Origin of the sequence: Actinoplanes sp. NPDC051475 (assembly GCF_040689425.1) — a bacterium.
GTDB lineage: Bacteria > Actinomycetota > Actinomycetes > Mycobacteriales > Micromonosporaceae > Actinoplanes.
In genome coordinates this window covers 59,290-77,058 of record NZ_JBFAZZ010000017.1, presented here as the reverse complement: position 1 = coordinate 77,058, position 17,769 = coordinate 59,290, and the positions used below count along the sequence as shown (strand labels likewise).

Sequence of the window (17,769 nt, the reverse complement as noted above, 5' to 3'; positions counted from 1 at the left end):
CCCGGCATCGGCCAGAGGACGTCGCCGGGTTCAGCCGATTAGGCGCCTGCCCCGTGGCAGGCCGCGGGAATGTCCGTCCCAGCGGCAGGCCGCGGGACAGGCGTCATCGCATCGAGCCTTCGAGGGCCACCGGCCGCCGGTCGTCGGTGCTCGGGGGCAGCGGTCCGGTGATGCCCAGGCATCGGCGCACGAAGTACCGCAAGTCGTGGGCGGGTCCGCGGTCGCGGATGCCGTACGTGCGCCCCGCCGCCGGCTGTGCGTACGACGGCAGCTCGCCCCCGCGCTCGAGGATCTCCAGCCAGCCGGCGAGCCGGTGGATGGCGAGCAGGTCGGCGCGGCAGCGGAGCTGCTCGGGTTGCTCGTCGCCGCGTACCTGGGGCCGGACCACCTCGATCAGCTCCCCCGCGCCGATGCCCGGGTCCGCGCGGTGGATGGTCGAGCCGACCCGGTCGAAGCGCCGGTCGTAGACGGCGAAGAAGAATGCGTGGTCGCCCCGGTAATAGGGCAGGAACCCGCCGTGCACGTTGATCACCAGCGGTCCGGCGGCGGCGAGCGTCGCCTTCGACAGCGCGGAGCAGCCGATGACCACCACCACGTCGACGAAGACCGCACGCAGCGCATCCACGACGGCGTCGTCGTTGACCGAGCGCACTCTGAGGCGCTGGGGGCCGGGATCCGCCCACAGCTCAGGGGTGTGCGCGAAGTACTGCCTGCGGTAGTCGTCCTTGCCCGTGACCGTCCGGCGGAGGCGGTGGTAGCGGTGATAGATCCAGTCTCGGTAGCGGCCGTGGCGGCGCATGGCGGCGACCCTGGCGGCCTCCGGCTCGACGACCACCAGCGCGAGGTCGAAGCGGCCGGCGAGCAGCGACTCGAGGTAGCGGTGCTGGTGGTCGTCGGCGCGGATGAGTGCCAGCCGCAGCGGTGTCACAGGGCACCGCCGGACACCGCCGAGGATCTCGAGGACCAGCCCGCCAGCCGTTCCACGGCCGAACGCGCCCCCCAGGACGCACTCGTGCGGTCGTCCGCGACGGTGACGACGGCGCCCTGCGCTCCTGGGCGCACCGAGACCAGCCCGGGCAGGTCGACCCAGGCGGCATCCGCCCGGGCCGGAGCGCCCCTCAGGTCCGCGCGGCGCAGGCAGGCGTGCCGGCGCGCGTGATGGGGGGCGGGACGGTGGGGCGGTGGCAGGGCGGCCGAGACCGCGGACCGCACCGCGCCGAGGATCACGTCGTGCCCGGTCGCGAGCTCGATCACCGAGGCGATACAGCCGTCGATCCGCCCCGGTGCCAGGCTCTCGACGGACACCCGGCGGCCGTCCGCGTGCAGGATCACCTCGGCCGGACCGAGGGTCAGCCCCGCCGCGGCGAGTGCGGCACGGGCGTGTGCCCTCAGCCGGCGGGCGGTCCAGCCCCGCGCGCTGCCGGGACAGTCGTAGTCGCGGCCGTACCCGTCCGCGGTGACGTCCTCGGCGATGCCGATCACCTGGCCGTCCTGCGCCTGTACGACGTACCGGCACCCCGCCCGAACCGGCGGCGCGACCGCGGCCCGCCGACCGGCGACGAAGCCGGCGGACCGGGCCACCGCACCCGGATCGGGATTCCGGGCGCCCAGCAGCGCCGCCACCCGGGCCGTCGTGTCCGACAGGCCGGGGCCGTCACCGACCAGGAATGCCGGGGCGATCGCCCGGCTTCCGGCGGGGGCGAACGCGGTGGCGATGCTGACAGGGTCCAGGCCGGACGCGGGCCGTAGCGACCAGCCGTCGGCGGCCAGGCGGGCCAGGCAGCGCTCATCCGTGCTGACCGCGAGGGTACGCAGACCCAGCGCGCGGCCGGCCCGCACCGTACGCCGCGCACAGGAGCTCGCATCGCCGTTGATCGTCCACTCTCCGGCGATGAGGCCGAGCCACCCGATCGGCGCGCTCATGCCGGCACCGCCCCGACGAGCTGCCCGGTGCCGGGCGCCGAATCCGGCGCGCCGGCACCGCTGAGGAACGCGGGCAATGCGATCGCGCCGTCCCGGGGCCGGGCCGGCACGAGGAAGGCCGAGTGCGGCACGGCCGTGGCGCCCTGCGGGACGAAAGCCCGGCGGACGGCGTCGAGGATGCTCACCTCGTGGCCGTCGAGAACGGATCTCAGGTCCTGATAGGTCGGTACGAGCACGGTGTCCCCCGTTGCCGCTGCGGCACGCCCTGCGGCGTGACTTGCGGGGTTCATCGTGCGCGACAGGGGTGGAACGAACGCTGGAACGCCGGCTGGAAGCCTCGCTGACCGGGCGCCTACCGGCTCAGTCGCCGCCCGCGACGCGCAGGTCAGACCGCAGCAGACCATACATGAGCATGTCGCGCCACTCACCTTCGCGGAACCTCGCGCAGCGCAACACGCCCTCGCGGCGGAAGCCGACCCGTTCCAGCGCCCGTTGCTCGGCGATGTTGTCGGCGTCGGTCTGCGCCTCCAGCCGGAAGGCGAGGGTGCAGTCGAACAGATGGCGCACCATCTCCCGCTGCGCCGCGGTCCCCAGGCCGCGCCCCCGGCACTCCGGCAGCAACGCGAGGCCGATCTCGTAGCAGCCCCCGGGCGGCCCGCCGCGGTCCTTGGCCTCCCAGCTCGCGATGCCCAGGACCGTGTCGGGGCCCAGCTCCGGGTCGTCGCCGACCACCGCGAGGGCCGACGAGTCCGCGCCGACGTACCCGTCCTTCTCCCAGCGCCGGCGCCGGGCCCGGGGGTCGCGGAAGCCGGCCCAGACGTAACGCCCGCTGAGGCTCGGATCCGAGCTCAGCCGTTCGAGAAAGGGCAGGTCCTGTTCGGAGAACGGCCGCAGGGCCACATGATCGTCCATTGCCACCTCAGGATTCGGTCGCGGGTCACAGCATCATCGGCCATCGCACCGGAGCGGGGGAACCGCGCAAACGGTGGGATGCACCATCCGTCCTGTCAGTCAGGACCGCGGGGGTGGGTGTCTCACCGCGTCGCCCCCGCCGGAAGCGCCAGGGCGAGGGCGGAGGTGCCGTCGAGGAACATCAGGCCACGCTCGGCGAAGCCGGCGAACGCCTCCCGGACGGCGTCGATCGGCAAGCGCCCGCCGAGGCGCTCGCGCACGGCGGCGGCCCCGATCGGGCGGTCGACACAGGCGAGGTAGATCTCGGCGAGATCTCCCTCGAACGTGTACGTGCCCTCCGCACCGGCGTGCCGGCCGTCGTAGATCTGCAGGAATCCGGGCGCGGAGAAGTAGGTGAGCGTCGGCGGGTCGGGGCGCTCCCAGGCCGCCTGCCAGTCCTCGACGGCCGCCCGCAGGCCCGCGTACGCCTCGCCGGGCAGCGGGTCCGCAAGCTCGTACTCGAAGAAGTAGGCGAGCCTGGCGAGGTCGAAGTCCTCCGGGTAGACGTAGCGGTAGCCACGCTCGGGCCGGCGTTCCAGGACGCCGGAATCCGGCTGGGTGAAGAGCGGGCTGAACCGCTCCAGCCAGACCCGGCCGGCACCCACAGGGGGTCGCAGGTGCACCAGGTGCGGCACGACCGCTGCCTGCTCCCGGTAGTCCTCAGCGGACTCCCCGGGAAAGCCCCAGAGGATGTTCCAGGAGATCGTGATGCCGTAATACTGGCCCCAGCGCAGCACGTTGACGTTCTGCCCGGCGCGGACGCCCTTGCGCATCAGGGCGAGCACCCGCGTGCTCAACGACTCGATGCCGGGCTGCAGATGGGTCACGCCGCCCTGACGCAAGAGCCTCAGCTGCTCCCGGCTCAGGTTGGCCTTGACCTCGTAGAAGATGTCGTACGTCGTACCGGAGGCGGCCAGCTCGGGGAACAACCCGGTCAGATACGAGGTGTCCACGATGTTGTCCACGGCCTCGAAGCGGAAGCTGCGGTAGCGCCGCGCCTGCGCGGCCAGCTCGGCGGACACCCGCGGCGCCGACTTGGCCCGGAAGCTCATGGTCGAGCCGTTGAGCCCGCAGAACGTGCAGTGGTGCTTCGCGCCCCACCAGCACCCGCGGGCCGACTCGAACGGGATGCGGATGGTGCGGTGACCGGCAGGCGGCTGCAGCCCCAGCGCCTCCGCCCGGGCGAAGTACTCGTCGTAGTCAGGCAACGGCGACTCGTCGAGGCGGGCGTACGGTGCTCGCGCGGCGGCCGCCGACACGCCGCCTGGGGTGCGGTGGGTGACGCCGGGGACCGCGCCGGGGTCGGCGCCGGTGGCCAGGGCCGCCAGCAGTTCCGGCAGGGCCACGTCGCCCTCCCCGATCACGGCGTAGTCGACGCAGTCGACGCGGCGCACGTACTCGAGTCCCATCTCGTCCTCGAAGTTGGCGCCGCCGAACACCGTCACGAGCCGCGGGAAGCTGCGCTTCAGCCGCCGGGCCAGCGCGAAGGAGGCCGCGTTCTGCTGGAACGTACAGGTGAAGCCGACGACGCGGACCTCGTCCCAGGGGAAGCCGCTCACCAGCGCGTCGAGGTATGCCGGGACGTCCTGCTCGCGCATGCGCAGCAGCAGCTTCCGGCTGTCCTCAGCGCTCAGGCCCGGCAGGCCGAGCTCGGCCGCGAAGTCGTCGAGCAGGGCACCGTCCGGGTCCGGCGCCGCCTCACCGAAGGCCGCACGGGAGAAGAGCCAGTCGCCGATCATCAGCCCCCGGTCCTCGCACAGCGACCGGTAGGCGTCGGCACCGATCCGACCGGCGAAGTCGAGGTTGGCGTGCAGCGTCCGTACGTCATAGCCGTGGCCGGCCACGACGGCCTTGAGCAGGCCCAGCTGGATCGAGGGCCGGTCGGCCATCATGAACGGCATCGAGACCAGCACCACCGGACAGGCGGCGCGCTGCGCCGCGCTCGGACCATCGGCCGTGGGTCCGAGCGGGCGCAGCGCGATCGGCTCACGCATCGCGGGTGTCCGGCTAGCGTGGATCACAGATGATCGGCATGAGGTCCGTCCGCGCCGGTGTCACGGCGCCGGCGGTGAATGACGTCTGGAACTGTTCGCGGATGGCCGTCACCGGCTCGTCGGCCGCAACTCGTGGCGCCTGACAGCGGGCGGCGGTCGTGCCGACCTCCGTGACAATGGCCGGCGGCTCCGCGGCGGCCGCCGCGGAGGCGGCTACAGGCGTGCCCAGCAGGGCACCGACAGCGAGTCCTCCGATAATGGCACCCGACCCCCCGCGGGTCGTTCTCGGTGCACGGGTCTTCTCGGACATCTCTTTCCTTTCACTGGTCGCCTCGTCCCGGTCCCGGACGACGGCACCCGACCCGGTCCCTCCGCGCCAGCCTAGCGTCCAATTATTATTATCGATGACCCATTTCGGTGGGGGGCCCATGGGCCAGAAGGTCGAGCTTGGACCGGATCGCGGCGGCCTCCGGATGGCCGAAGCCGTCGAAGATCCGCATCGCCCGCAGCCAGGCGTCGCGGGCGGCGACCTGGTCCCCCGCGGCCCGGTGGGTGTCGCCGAGCCGCATCAGCGTCATCGCCACCTGGTAGCGGTCCCCGAGATCGTGCCAGAGCGCGAGCGCCTGCTCGTAACACGAGATCGCCTCGTCGTGATGGCCGAGGTGGTGATGCGCGTAGCCCAGGCTGTCCCAGGTGTCGGCGCGGCCCGGCCAGTCGCCCGAGCCCTGGTGCACGACCAGCGACTGGTGGCAGTACTCCAGCGCCTGCTCGTGGTAGCCGAGCTGGCTGTGGTACCACCCCACCCAGTTCAGCGCGTCGGCCTCCCCGGGCGGATCACCGGCGAGCCGGAAGAGCTCCAGCGCCTTGCGGGCCTGGTCGAGCGCCTGCTGGAAATGGCACTGCCGCTCCAGTACCCGGCCGAAGTTGAGGTGGATCCGGGCCTGACCGGGCAGGTCGCCCAGCTCCGCGAAGACCCGCAGCGCCTGCCGGGCGTGGGCACCGGCCTCGTCCAGCCGGCCGAGCTGCAGATAGGCAAGGTTGAGCAACCGATGCGCCTGGGCCTGGCCGCCGAGGTCGCCGAGCCGCCGGGCGGCCTGCAGCGCGGCCTCCATCGTCACGGCCCAGTCGTGCCAGTGCCCCTGGTAGTTGAGGAACGCGGTCATCGTCCACGCGAGGCCGTACGCGTATGAGTCGTGGCCGGCGCTTGCCAGCGTGATCGCCGCGAGCAGGTTCGGGTGCTCCGCGACGAACCAGGCCATCGCCCGCTCCGCGTCCGGGACCTGCGTCGGCGTCACCGCCGGGGCGGGCTCCCCGACGTCGAGCGGCTCCCGGTACGGGTAGAGCAGCCGGTCGGCGGCGTACGCGGTGTGCAGATAGTGGTCGAACATCCGCGTCAGGGCCATCTCGCGCTCGGTGCCCGCACCCGGCGCCCGCGCCTGCTCGACCGCGTACGCCCTCAGCAGGTCGTGGAAGCCGAACCGGCCGGGCGTGACCTCGTCGAGCAGATGCGCGCCGCAGAGGGCCGCGAGCAGCCGGCGCACCTCGGGCACCGGCACGCCGGCCAGGCTTGCGGCCGCGGCCACCGAGATGTCCGGCCCCGGGTGCAACCCCAGCAGCCGGAACAGCCGGGCGGCCGGCACCGTGAGCAGGTGGTACGACCAGGACAGCACGGCCCGCGCGTCGGTGTTCTCGTCCTCGCCGACGAACGCGTCCAGCCCGCCCCGGGCCTGGCCGAGGTCGCCGGCGAGCGCGGCGAGGGAGAACCGGGGATGGGCCGCCGCCCGCGCCGCCACGATGGCGAGCGCCAGCGGCAGGCGGGCCGAGACGGCGATGATGTCGTCCACGGCCCCGGGCTCCGCCTCGACGCGGGACGGGCCGATCCGGCCGCGCAGCATCTGCCGCCCCTCGTCGGCGGTCAGCAGGTCCACCGGCACCGCGACCGCGCCGGCCGCGATCAGGCCGGACAGCCGGCTGCGGCTGGTCACCACCACGAGGCAGCCGGCCGAGCCGGGCAGCAGCGGCATCACCTGATCGGTGTCGCGGGCGTTGTCCAGCACCACCATCACCCGCCGGCCGGCGAGCAGGCTGCGGTAGAGCGCCGCCTGCTGCTCCAGGGTGGGCGGCACCCGGCGTGCGGGCACGCCCAGGGCGTCCAGAAAGCCGCGCAGCGCCTCGCCGGGCTCCACCGGGGACAGGTTCGGGTCGAAGCCCCGCAGGTCCACGTAGAGCTGTCCGTGCGGGAAGCCGCCACTGATCCGGTGCGCCCAGTGCACCGCCAGCGAGGTCTTCCCGACCCCGGCCGTGCCGGTGACCACCGCGATCACCAGGCCGTCGCCGCCCTCCGCCGAGACCAGCTCGTCGAGGCGGCGCAGCTCGGCGTCGCGGCCCACGAAGTGCGTGATCGCGTACGGCAGCTGCGCCGGAACCGTCAACTCCGGGCCGGACACCACACCGGCGGGCTCGGCGACCGGCCGCGCGGGCGGCACGACGCGGGCCAGGGCGGGATCGTTGGCGAGGATGCGCTGATAGAGGTCCTGCAGGTCGGCGGAGGGATCGACGCCGAGCTCCTCCTTGAGGTAGCGGACCACCGCGAGGAACGCGGCCAGCGCCTCACCCTGACGTCCACTGCGGTACAGCGCCGTCATCAGGCTCCCGCGCAGGCGCTCCCGCAACGGGTACTCGGTGACCAGGCGCTGCAGCTCGGCGACGAGGTCCTGGTCGTTGCCCATGGCAAGGTCGATCTCGATGCGCTCCTCGAGCACGCTGATCCGGCGCTGTCCGAGCCGCTCCCGCTCGGCGTCCAGCAACGGGCTGGTCAGCCCGTCGAAGGCCGGACCGCGCCACAGCTGCAGCGCGGCGTGCACGGCCTGAGCCGCCTCCGGCAGCTCCCCGGCGGCCCGCGCCGACCGGGCCCGGCCGATCTCGCGGTCGAAGACCTCCAGATCGAGGCAGCCGGGCGGCAGGGACAGCCGGTATCCGATGTCCGTCCAGGCGAGCAGCCGCGACGGGGAACCTGCGGAGCGCACCGGCTCGAACGAGCGGCGCAGGCCGGAGATGTACTTGTGGACCAGGTTCACCGCATAGGCGGGCGCAGCCTCGCCCCAGACCGCCTCGATCAGTTGCTCGCGGCGCAACGGCCGGTTGGCGTGCAGCGCGAGCACGGACAGCACGACACGCTGCTGCACGGGGCCCAGAGTCAGGCAGGTGTCACCCTGCCAGGCCTGCAACGGGCCGAGCACCTCGACGCGCAGCGCCGGGCCGGGCGTGTCGTCCGCCGCGGCGGACGACGCAACCGGCTCGGTCTCGCCCGGCGTGTCCAATGCAGCCTCCCGTTGCAGAGACAGGGCCCACAGTCTACGAGCGCGCGGGCGGCGTTCATCGACATCGACGAATTCTGCCAGAACCGCATCTATCGGGCCTGCCCGGCTCGACCGGCTTACCCGCACGGATAGAAGAGGAGCGTTTCTCCCGCAAGATACGTCAGGTTGCGAGCACCGGGCACCGCCGCACCCCCGGCGGCGTCGCGGTCGCTGACGCGTACGCCGGAAGCGTGACGGTCCGGAGCTGGGCCACCGGCCGCAAGCCGGCCGTGAGACCGTTCGGAAAAGGCCGACCCTACGAGCGGGGAGAACCGATGGTCACGGTCCCGGCGGGCAGCACGCTCCTGCTGCGGTGCCCGGGTGAACAGCCGCTCGCGCTGATCACGCTGGCCGAGGTCAGCGCGGCGTTCCTGGCCGAGCTGCCACCGATCCCGGTACTCGGCCCGGACGGCCCGGGCACCCGCCGCTTCGGCATCCTCGAGCTGGTCAGCAACGCCGGCGTCACCTGGCTCGAGGCGGAACTGCGCGAGGGCACCCTCACCCCCACCGGCGACCCGCCCACGGACATGGTCCAGCGACGCGGTGCGGCCCGGCGCCCCGGCACGTACGCCGCGACGGGCACCGCCCAGCTCGACTCCGAACCGGGCCGCCGGCTGGTGGCGGTGTCCGGCCAGGTCGAGGACGTGTCCACCAGCGGTCTGCTGCTGCGCGCCACGGCCGCCGACAGTGTCCACCTGCCGCCCGGCATCGAGCGAACTCTGCTGCACATCAGCATGCCGTGGGGTGACATGACGGCAACGGTCACGACAGTCGACCAGCGGGCCGACCAGCTACGCGGCACGTACGAATGGATGGACCCGGCCGACGAGGCAGCCCTGCGCGCCTTCTGCTCAGCACGGTGAGCACGCGCACCTCTCCGCACGTTGCTTGATGCCGGTCAGCATCCGGCGTTCCATGATCAGGCTGCCGGGCGTCATCACCAGGTCGTAGAGGAACCGGCGGGCCCGCCCGGCACCGGGAATCCTGATCCGGTTCCGGCTGATCAGCCGCGTCCCGCCTGCCTCCGGACGCAGCGCGAAGATCCATACCCAGGCGCCGTCGGGAACTGCGGAAGGATCTCGTCGGCGCTGTGCATGTCGAGGCCGCGCTGGCCACCGCGGCGTTGGCCAGCGTGGCTGTGTCGATCGGCGTGGCCCTGCGCCGGCGCCCGGCGATCGGCGCGGTGACCATGGGCCCGGGCGGCTGGATCAGCCTCAAACGCACCACCCGCCCGCCCCTGCGAGCGGCCCGCACCGAGCGGCCCTGGTGGGCACGCGCGCTGCGCGCACGCCGGCTCGTCGAGGACCGCTGACAGCCGAGCCCGCGCGGCGGTGACGGTGCGACGGGGCCGGCGCCATGCGCCGGCCCCGCCGTGGTTGGTGTTGCCAGCCTCAGACGGTAAGCGTCCAGCTGTTGATGTAGCCGGTGTCCTGCGAGTACATGTCCTGCACCTTCAGTCGCCAGGTGCCGTTGGCCGCCTCGCTGGAAAGGCTCTTGGTGTACGTGGTGTCCACGTTGTCCGCGCTGTCCGAGGAGGAACTCGCCTTCAGGCTGTAGCTGGTGCCGTCCGGGGCCACCAGGTCGACCTTGAGGTCGCCACGGTACGTGTGGACGATGTTGACCGCCACGGTCGAGGTCGCCGAGGCGTTGCGGCCGCAGCCGCTGATGGTGATGTTGCTGTAGACCGCGGCGCCGGCGTCCGGGACGGTGACGTCCGTGCTGTTGGTGCCGGTGCAGCCCGCGGGCGTGGTCGGCGGCGTGGTCGGGCCGCCGGTGCAGGTCGGGTCGGTCGACTGGGCGGGTACGCTGACCGCGTCCCAGGCCGCCTTGACCGTGTTGAACTCGGTGCAGCTGTTCGGGAAGAGGTTCTTCGCCGCGGTGAGCGTCCAGGTGCGGTACTTGACGTACGACGAGCTGGAGGTCTTCATCAGCATGGCGTTGTACATGATCTTGATCGCGTTCTGGATGCCCAGGCCGGTGATGGCGCCGCTGCCGCTGCACCGCGCGCTGGTCGGCTGGCCGTCGGTCGGGTTGGTGCCCTCGGCCATCAGGTAGAACCAGTGGTTGCCCGGTCCGGCGGCCGCGTGCACCTCCTGGCCCGGCGTGCTGCTCGAGTAGCAGTTGTCGTCACCGGCGAGCGACGGGTTGTACATGTACCGGATCGGACCGCTGCCGACCAGGTTGACCTCCTCGCCGACCTGATAGTCGGGCGCGTCGTTCGGGTTGTTGGCGAACCACTCGGTCGCCGCGCCGAAGGTGTCGGCGACGAACTCCTGGGTGCCGCTGCCCGAGATCCCGCCCGGGGTGTTGTCGTCGATGCCGTGGCCCAGCTCGTGGCCGACCACGTCGGCGGAGGCGATCCACTGCCCGGCGGTGTTCTTGCCGATCTGCACCTGGGTACCGTCGTAGTACGCGTTCTGGTCGTTCAGGCCGACCCGCAGCGGCCACGCGCCGCCGCTGCCGTTCTGGCCGTTACGCCCCAGCCAGCCCGACAGCATGGCGGTCTGCCGCTGCGCCACGTACAGGGCGTCGACGCAGCCGGTCTCCTTGTTGGTGCCGGAGCCGTTGCCCCACACGTTGTCGGAGCCGCTGAACGTCGTGTTGTTGGCGGCGTCCTGGCAGCTCAGGCTGGTGACGCTCGGGTCCTTCATGGTGTACGTGCTGCCCGACTGCGTCGTGTTGAGCGACACCGAGCCGTTGATCCAGCCGGTGCCCGTACCCGTGACGTCGCTGACGTGCTCCTGGGTGCGCAGCACGTCGCCGGTGGCAGCGTCCACGTCGACGGTCAGGCGGCTCACGCCCTCGGCGCCCGTACCCCTGATCGTCGACTCCCACGCCAGCCTCGGCGCGCCTTCCGTCGCGACCACGACGAGCTCGGAGCCCTCGACGGTGGTGACCTTCTTGAGCTGGTGCTTGGCTACCGCCAGCGCGGCGGCCCGGCTGAGCTTCGGGGTGGTGGACAGGCTGCCGATGGTCCGGGTCTGCGCGACTGAGGTGTACTTGGTGTGCCCGGCAGCGTCGGTGACGACGACGAAGTCGCCGCCGGCCACGCGCAGGCCCTTGTACATACGGTCGTACGGCACGAACTGCAGATCACCGGAGGAGATCACCGGGTGCTGCACGAATGCGTCGTCGGCGCCGGCATGCAGGTACTGGGGACGGCTCGCGACGAGCGCCGACGCCGACTGGGCAGCGGCCCGGGCGGGTGCCGGGTCACCGGGCTGGGCGGTCGCCGGTCCGGCGATCGCCACCATGGCCCCGGCGACCGCGGTACCGGCGGCCAGGGCGACGACGAGGGGGGTTCGATATGTCACGCGGGTACTCCTTTCCCGCCCGGCGTTCACGGGGCGGGCTCCACGTCCGGTGGGACGACGCCGTCACACCTGGATCACTTGTGGTGTGACGCTAGGCATCGATCACGTTCACCGAATCGGGGAAAACCCTTGCGCGTCGATGAGGGAGAGCGGGAGCGGCGCCGGAGTCAGGCTTCGGGTCCGCGCCGCAGGAAGGCGGCAGCGGTCTCGCGCAGGTCAGGCCGGGGTGCCCTCATGGTGTTCTCGATGGCGGCGATATGCACGGCCATCGCGATGAGCAGGGAAGCGGCAGGACCGGGCGGCTTCCAGCCCAGAGCGATGAGGTCCGGCTCGGCGATGGCGGTGAAGGCTGCGTTGCGCGCCTCGACCTCAGCGGTGAGCGCGGTGTCATGGCGTGCCTGAAACAGCAGTGCGCGGGCTTCCGGTGACGCCAGGCATCCGTCCAGGTAGGCGATGAAGCCGGTGGTCAGGCGCGGCAGTCCGGGGCCTACGTCCCGGACAGCGTCCACCACGGCGGCCTGCAGCTCGTCGTGGAAGCGACGATGCAGGGCGATCAGATAGGCACTGCGGTCTTTCCAATGCTGGTAGAAGGCTCCTTTGCTCATTCCGGCCCGGGCGACCACCGCGTTGACGCTCATCCCGGCGAGGCTCGGGCCGGCCGGATCGCCGAGCAGGGCGGCGCCGGCGTTGAGCAAGGCGCGGCGGCCGGGCTCAGCGGGTCTAGCCATTTCGGTACGCCCGGTTCGCAGGCCGGGCGATTCCGTCCAGGAAAGGGACTACCGCGGCGAGCCACTGGTGAGGCACTTCGGCATGCGGCAGATGCCCCGACCAGAACTGGACCACGGAGGCATGCGGCAGGAGCCTGGCAGCGCGCCGGCCGTCGCTCCACCATGGCACCACGGGGTCGAGGCGGCCCCAGGTGAGCAGCACCGGGACAGTGATGGCCGGAGCACGCCCGCGCAGATCGTGGGCAGGGTCGAGAAACGAACGCCACACCGCACTGTGCATCGCCAACCGGCTGGGGTGGCTTCGTACCGACTGAGCTCTTCGCAATGCCGCCCGGCTGGCCGGGTTGCGCCGTACCGTATAGGCCGCAGCCAGTGGCCCGGCCAGCCACCGAGCCGCAGGGGTGGAACCCATCATCCGCACGAACATCCGGGTGAGCCCGGTGAGCCGGGTGAAGCCGCCGGGGGCCACCAGCACCATCGCAGCGACACGCTCCGGTCTGGTGAGTGCCTGGCACAGCGCGGCATACCCGCCGACACTGTGACCGACGAGCACGAACTTCTGCCCGCCATGATCCGTCATCTCAGCGATCCGGTCCAGAACCTCGTCGAGCAGGCGGGCGAGCTCCGGCGCACCCACCCCGGCGTCATGGGGACAGGGCGAGCTCCCGTAGCCGGGCCAGTCGACGCGGATCACCGTGTGCCGCTGCGCCAAGGCGCCGAGCACCGCGTCCCAGTCCCGCGCATCGCCGGGGTTGCCGTGCAGGAGCACGACGACCGGCCCTCTGCCGACGGCGGCGTATCCCACCGAGCCGTGAGACGTCATGAACAGCCCGGTCCGCTCGGTCATGCCGGCAGTATAGACACATTGACAGACCGACTGGTCGGTCATAACGTTCGGGCCTGCGCAGCGGCGGCTCGGCCGGCTCACGGGGGCCGGCCGGGCACCGGCCTGGCTACTCGGTTCTGACAACCCTGATCCACGATCCGTATGACGAAGCTGGTATGACCCTGCGGGCCGGCCGCCCTCCCATACTGTGACGACCGTCTGTATGGCTGGCGAGCGGAGTGCTCATGTCAGGACTTACGTCGCACCGGCGCGCCGCGGCGCTCACGATGCCCGCCCTGCTCGGGCTCTTCGCCCTGCTCATCCCGCTGTTCCGCGGCCCGGCCGGGATGCAGCCCATGGCCGCGACCACGATGACTGTCGCCCAGGCGATCAGCAGTCAGAGTGGCACCGGCACCGTCCGCGGCTACATCGTCGGCCAGCCGACCGCCACGAGCACGGTGCTCTACAGCGGCTTCACCGGCGACACCGCCCTGGCGATCGCCGACAGCGGCACCGAGCGAAACACCAGCAAGATGCTGTACGTCCAGATCACCAGCACGTACCGGGCGACCTTCGGGCTGCAGAGCAACCCGGGCCGGATCGGCACCGTGCTCACCGTGACCGGCTCGCTCGCGGCCTACTTCTCGCATCCGGGTCTCAAGTCGCCGACCGCGATGACTCCCGGGACGAGCACCCCGACCACCACACCGACCGGCACCGGTTCACCGACGCCCGTACCGACGGGCCCCACCGACGCCTACTACGCGGCGGCGGCCGGCAAGTCCGGTGCGAGCCTGAAGAGTGCGCTGCACGGAATCATCTCGAGCGGGGTGACCACACTGTCCTACGACGCGGTGTGGAACGCACTCAAGGTCACCGACCAGGACCCGGTGAATTCGTCGAACGTGATCCTGTTGTACTCGGGGATCAGCCGGTCGAAGTCCCTCAACGGCGGCGACTCGGGCGACTGGAACCGCGAGCACGTCTGGGCCAAGTCCCACGGCGACTTCGGCACCGCCAACGGCCCCGGCACGGATCTGCACCACCTGCGCCCCGAGGACGTACACGTCAACAGCGAGCGCGACAACAAGGACTTCGATGCCGGCGGCACCGCGGTCTCGGACGCCCCGGGCAACAAGACGGACTCCGATTCGTGGGAGCCCCGGGCCGCGGTCAAGGGCGACGTGGCGCGGATGATCTTCTACATGGCGGTGCGCTACGAGGGCGGCGACGGCTACCCCGACCTCGAGGTGGACGACGCCACCAGCGGCGGCACGGCACCCCGGCTGGGCCGCCTCTCGGCCCTGCTGCAGTGGAGCGCGCAGGACCCACCGGACGCCTTCGAGAAGAGACGCAACGACACCATCTACAGCACCTACCAGCACAACCGGAACCCGTTCATCGACCACCCGGAATGGGCACCCTCGATCTTCGGCTGAGCAACGTCTCGCACTCAAGACTCCCTCGACCCGACCGGCTTTCTCGCCGCGGACGGCGATCATCCGAACACAGCCGGCACAGAGCCATCGCCCTCAGGATCTACGCGGCAATGCCCGGGAGCTGGGGTACGCGACAGAGCGCGCTCTGTGAGCGGAGCCGTTGAGCCCGGCCGGGCCTGGCACCGCTCAGGGGTGGGCGGTGAAGGCGGCCGGGTCGGCCAGGACCGTGGCCGCCGCGGGCTGGACGGTGCCGTCGACGCGGACCAGGTTCCAGTTGTCGGTGTAGTCGCCGGTCGTGCCGAATCGCCAGCCGCCGTGCAGTTCCACCCGACCGGCGGTGCGGGTGATGGTGAACCGGGCGTCGCCGGCGTCGGTGTCGGGTGTCCGGGTCGGTGCCTCGGTCCACCAGCCGACCAGCATGCCGTCCCGCACGGTGGCGAGCATCCGCCCTTCGTCGTGCTCGTACACCAGCCGGACCGTGGCGCCCTGCACGCTGACGTAGGCGTCGCCGTACGCGTCGCTGGTCCAGTGGCCGGCCAGGTCGGCGGCGGCGACCGCCTCGTCCGGCGCCGGCCCGCCGGTCGCCGGCGACACGGCCGTCGTCGCGGTCACCGCCGGCGCGGCCGGCCCGCCGGCGGAGGTGGCCGGTCGGGTGCAGCCGCCGGCGGCGAGCGCCGCGGCGACCACGGCGACGGCGACGGCGGCGGAGCGAAGCGGGCGATGCGGCGGTCTCGACGGCACGGTGACGGTCTCCTCTGTGGGTGGGCGGCGCGGCTCGTCGGCAGCGTACGGACCGGTCGCCCCGGCAGCCCATGCGTAACCGGCAGAAACACCGGCAGAACCCGGTGCGGAACCGCTTGCGCGTGGATGCCAGAGTTCGGCCGTACGCCATCGCGGCGGCAGGGAGGTACGGGTGGCTTTCGCCGAGCTGTTGGCCGAGTCGCGGGTCGCGCGCGGCCTGTCCCAGGAGGAGTTGGCGGCGGCCGCGGCGGTCAGCGTGCGGGCCATCAGCGACCTCGAACGCAGTGTGACCCGCCGGCCGCAGCAGGTCACCGTACGGGCCCTCGCCGTCGGGCTGGGGCTGGCCGGCGAGGCCCGGGCGGCGTTCGAGGCCGCGGCCCGCGCCGCGCCGTTGCCCCGCCCCCGCCGGGCCGGGCCACGCGTCACGCTGCCGGCCCCCGTGACGTCGATCGTCGGGCGCGACGCCGACCTGGCCGGGGTACTGCGGTTGGTCCGCGGCCGAGCCGCCCGGCTGGTCACCGTGACCGGTCCCGGCGGCGTCGGCAAGAGCCGGCTCGCCGCCGAGGTGGGCTGGCGGGCCGGGGCCGGCTTCGACCGGGTCGACGGCGTGGACCTTTCCCCGCTCGCCTCGGCCGAGGACGTCCCGGGCGCCGTGGCGGCCGGGCTGGGTCTGCGGCCGGGCCCCGGCGATCCGGTCGCCGCCCTGGCCGCCGGCATCGGCGCCGACCGCAGGTTGCTCGTGCTGGACAGCTTCGAACACGTCGTCGCCGCCGCGCCCCAGCTCGCGGCGCTGCTGGGCGCCTGCCCGTTGCTCACCGTCCTGGTCACCAGCCGGTCGCCGGTGGCGCTGCGCGGCGAGTACCTGTGGCCGCTGGAGCCCCTGCCCGTCCCGCCACCGGGCGCGACGGCGGACCCGGCAGAGCTACGCGGCAACCCGGCGGTGGCGCTGCTGGTGGAGCGGGCCGGCGCGGTACGGCCCGGGTTCGCGCTCGACGCGGCGAACGCCGCCGCGGTGGCGCAGCTCTGCCGGGCGGCCGACGGGCTGCCGCTCGCCATCGAGCTGGCCGCCGTGCACCTGCGCACCCTCGACCCGGCGGAGCTGCACACCCAGCTCGCCCCGCACTACGCGGGCCTCGGCGCGCCGACCGTCGACCGGCCCGATCGGCATGCCACGGTGCGCGCGACGGTGGAGTGGAGCACCGACCGCCTGCAGGCCGAGCACCGGTTGCTGCTCGGCGCGCTGGCCGTCTTCGTCGGCGGTGCCGCGCCTGCGGCGGTCCGTACCGTGCTGGCCGCGGCCGGCGCCGCCCACGGGGACCTCGACGGAGCCATCGCGGTTCTCGCCGCCACGAGCCTGGTCGGCGTCGCCGACCACGGCGGGCGGGCCCGGGTGCTGATGCTGGACACGATCCGGGAGGTTGCGGCCGAGCTGCTCGCGGCGTCGGGACACGGTACGGCGGTCCGCCGCGCCCACGCCCGGTACTTCCTGGACCTGGTCCGTGCCGGCGACGAGCCGGACCGGATCGAGGCGGAGTGGGACAACGTCCGGGCCGGGCTCGCCTGGACCCTGGCCGAGGAGCCGATCGCGCCCGACCTGGCGCTGGTCGGCGCGCTCGCCGGCCACCTGACCGGGCGGAGCCGATTCGCCGAGGCACACCGGCTGCTGACCGCCGTCGCGGAGACGGCGAACGGGGAACCGGCGGTGCGTGCGCGGGCGCTGCACGCCGCGGGGATCGCCGCCGACCAGGCCGGTGACCACCGGCGCGCGGTCGAGTTGGCCGACCGGGCGGCAGCGCTCTGCACCGAGCTCGACGATCCGGCCGGCCACGCGGCCGCCCTGACGCTGGCGGGCAACGCATACAAGGCGCTCGGCGAGCACGACCGGGCCGAGGCCGCCCACCGGGCGTGCCTGGACACCGCGCGGACCGCCGGCGACCGGCGCCGGGAGGCGATCGCGCTGAACAATCTCGGCACGCTCGCGCACGACTGCGGCGACCTGGCCCGGGCCCGGCGGTACTACGAGGCCAGCCTGGGCGCCAAGGAGGAGCTGGGCGACGACCGCGGGGTGGCCGTCGGGCTGGTGAACCTGGGTGGTCTCGCCAATGACGCCGGCGAGCACGCCGCCGCCCGGGACCGGCTCCGCCGGGCAGCCGAGTACTGGCGGGCCGCCGACGAGCGGCACAGCCTGTCGTTCGCGCTCGGCATGCTCGCCGAGGCGGAGCTCGGCGCGGGCGACCCGGCGGCCGCGCGGGTCGCGGCCGAGGATGCGCTGCGGCTGGCCCGGCAGATCGAGTATCCGGCCGGCTTGGGCCTGGCCCTGTCCCGCCTCGGCGATCTCGCGGCCGCGACGGGCGACCCGGTCGAGGCCGCCGACCGGTACGCGGAAGCCCTGGAATTTACCAGCGACGCTCGGGAGACCGCCCGTACCGTCGAACGGCTCACCGCGGCGCGTTCACAGATCGGCGGCGCCGCGGACGCCGGATAGCAGAACGGT

14 protein-coding genes are annotated in these 17,769 nt (G+C 72.8%); 4 read left to right on the top strand and 10 right to left on the bottom strand.

The genetic code is table 11. The features are described from left to right. Positions 1–103 precede the first annotated feature (103 nt). The 6 genes from AB0368_RS30150 to AB0368_RS30125 all read right to left on the bottom strand — a co-directional run bounded on the left by AB0368_RS30150 (position 104) and on the right by AB0368_RS30125 (position 8,188). Positions 104–928, bottom strand: coding sequence for a formyltransferase family protein (locus tag AB0368_RS30150; RefSeq protein WP_366157395.1), 825 nt, complete (start codon positions 926–928; stop codon positions 104–106). Then, entirely contained in the window at positions 925–1,923 is a 999-nt protein-coding gene (locus tag AB0368_RS30145) for a hypothetical protein (protein WP_366157394.1), read from the bottom strand. Before AB0368_RS30145 ends, AB0368_RS30150 begins: the two co-directional genes overlap by 4 nt. After that, positions 1,920–2,159 (bottom strand): hypothetical protein, encoded by a 240-nt coding sequence (locus AB0368_RS30140; RefSeq protein ID WP_366157393.1) that lies wholly within the window; start codon positions 2,157–2,159, stop codon positions 1,920–1,922. Before AB0368_RS30140 ends, AB0368_RS30145 begins: the two co-directional genes overlap by 4 nt. A 124-nt stretch (positions 2,160–2,283) precedes the next feature. Then, positions 2,284–2,835, bottom strand: coding sequence for a GNAT family protein (locus AB0368_RS30135; RefSeq protein ID WP_366157392.1), 552 nt, complete (start codon positions 2,833–2,835; stop codon positions 2,284–2,286). A gap of 122 nt (positions 2,836–2,957) precedes the next feature. Then, positions 2,958–4,868: a RiPP maturation radical SAM C-methyltransferase gene (locus AB0368_RS30130; protein ID WP_366157391.1), complete on the bottom strand. Its 1,911-nt coding sequence runs from the start codon at positions 4,866–4,868 to the stop codon at positions 2,958–2,960. 398 nt (positions 4,869–5,266) lie between these two features. Continuing rightward, on the bottom strand, positions 5,267–8,188 hold the full coding sequence (locus AB0368_RS30125) for a BTAD domain-containing putative transcriptional regulator (protein ID WP_366157390.1): 2,922 nt from the start codon (positions 8,186–8,188) through the stop codon (positions 5,267–5,269). A gap of 314 nt (positions 8,189–8,502) precedes the next feature. On the opposite strand from AB0368_RS30125, the gene AB0368_RS30120 reads away from it, so the two are divergent. Next, positions 8,503–9,090: a hypothetical protein gene (locus AB0368_RS30120; RefSeq protein ID WP_366157389.1), complete on the top strand. Its 588-nt coding sequence runs from the start codon at positions 8,503–8,505 to the stop codon at positions 9,088–9,090. A gap of 227 nt (positions 9,091–9,317) precedes the next feature. After that, positions 9,318–9,539 (top strand): hypothetical protein, encoded by a 222-nt coding sequence (locus AB0368_RS30115; RefSeq protein WP_366157388.1) that lies wholly within the window; start codon positions 9,318–9,320, stop codon positions 9,537–9,539. Positions 9,540–9,618: 79 nt separating this feature from the next. Here the strand turns inward: AB0368_RS30115 and AB0368_RS30110 are convergent, their stop codons facing one another. The 3 genes from AB0368_RS30110 to AB0368_RS30100 form a co-directional block, all read right to left on the bottom strand. Beyond that, entirely contained in the window at positions 9,619–11,541 is a 1,923-nt protein-coding gene (locus AB0368_RS30110) for a M4 family metallopeptidase (protein WP_366157387.1), read from the bottom strand. A 167-nt stretch (positions 11,542–11,708) separates the two neighbouring features. Next, entirely contained in the window at positions 11,709–12,236 is a 528-nt protein-coding gene (locus AB0368_RS30105) for a TetR/AcrR family transcriptional regulator (RefSeq protein WP_366157386.1), read from the bottom strand. 25 nt (positions 12,237–12,261) lie between these two features. Continuing rightward, on the bottom strand, positions 12,262–13,116 hold the full coding sequence (locus tag AB0368_RS30100; RefSeq protein ID WP_366157385.1) for an alpha/beta hydrolase: 855 nt from the start codon (positions 13,114–13,116) through the stop codon (positions 12,262–12,264). Between the two features lie 224 nt (positions 13,117–13,340). Between AB0368_RS30100 and AB0368_RS30095 the strand changes: the two genes are divergently transcribed. Beyond that, complete coding sequence (locus AB0368_RS30095; protein ID WP_366157384.1) at positions 13,341–14,534, top strand: endonuclease; 1,194 nt, start codon at positions 13,341–13,343, stop codon at positions 14,532–14,534. A gap of 186 nt (positions 14,535–14,720) precedes the next feature. Here the strand turns inward: AB0368_RS30095 and AB0368_RS30090 are convergent, their stop codons facing one another. Continuing rightward, positions 14,721–15,275: a hypothetical protein gene (locus AB0368_RS30090; RefSeq protein ID WP_366157383.1), complete on the bottom strand. Its 555-nt coding sequence runs from the start codon at positions 15,273–15,275 to the stop codon at positions 14,721–14,723. A gap of 172 nt (positions 15,276–15,447) precedes the next feature. On the opposite strand from AB0368_RS30090, the gene AB0368_RS30085 reads away from it, so the two are divergent. Further along, positions 15,448–17,760: a tetratricopeptide repeat protein gene (locus AB0368_RS30085; RefSeq protein WP_366157382.1), complete on the top strand. Its 2,313-nt coding sequence runs from the start codon at positions 15,448–15,450 to the stop codon at positions 17,758–17,760. Positions 17,761–17,769: the final 9 nt, after the last annotated feature.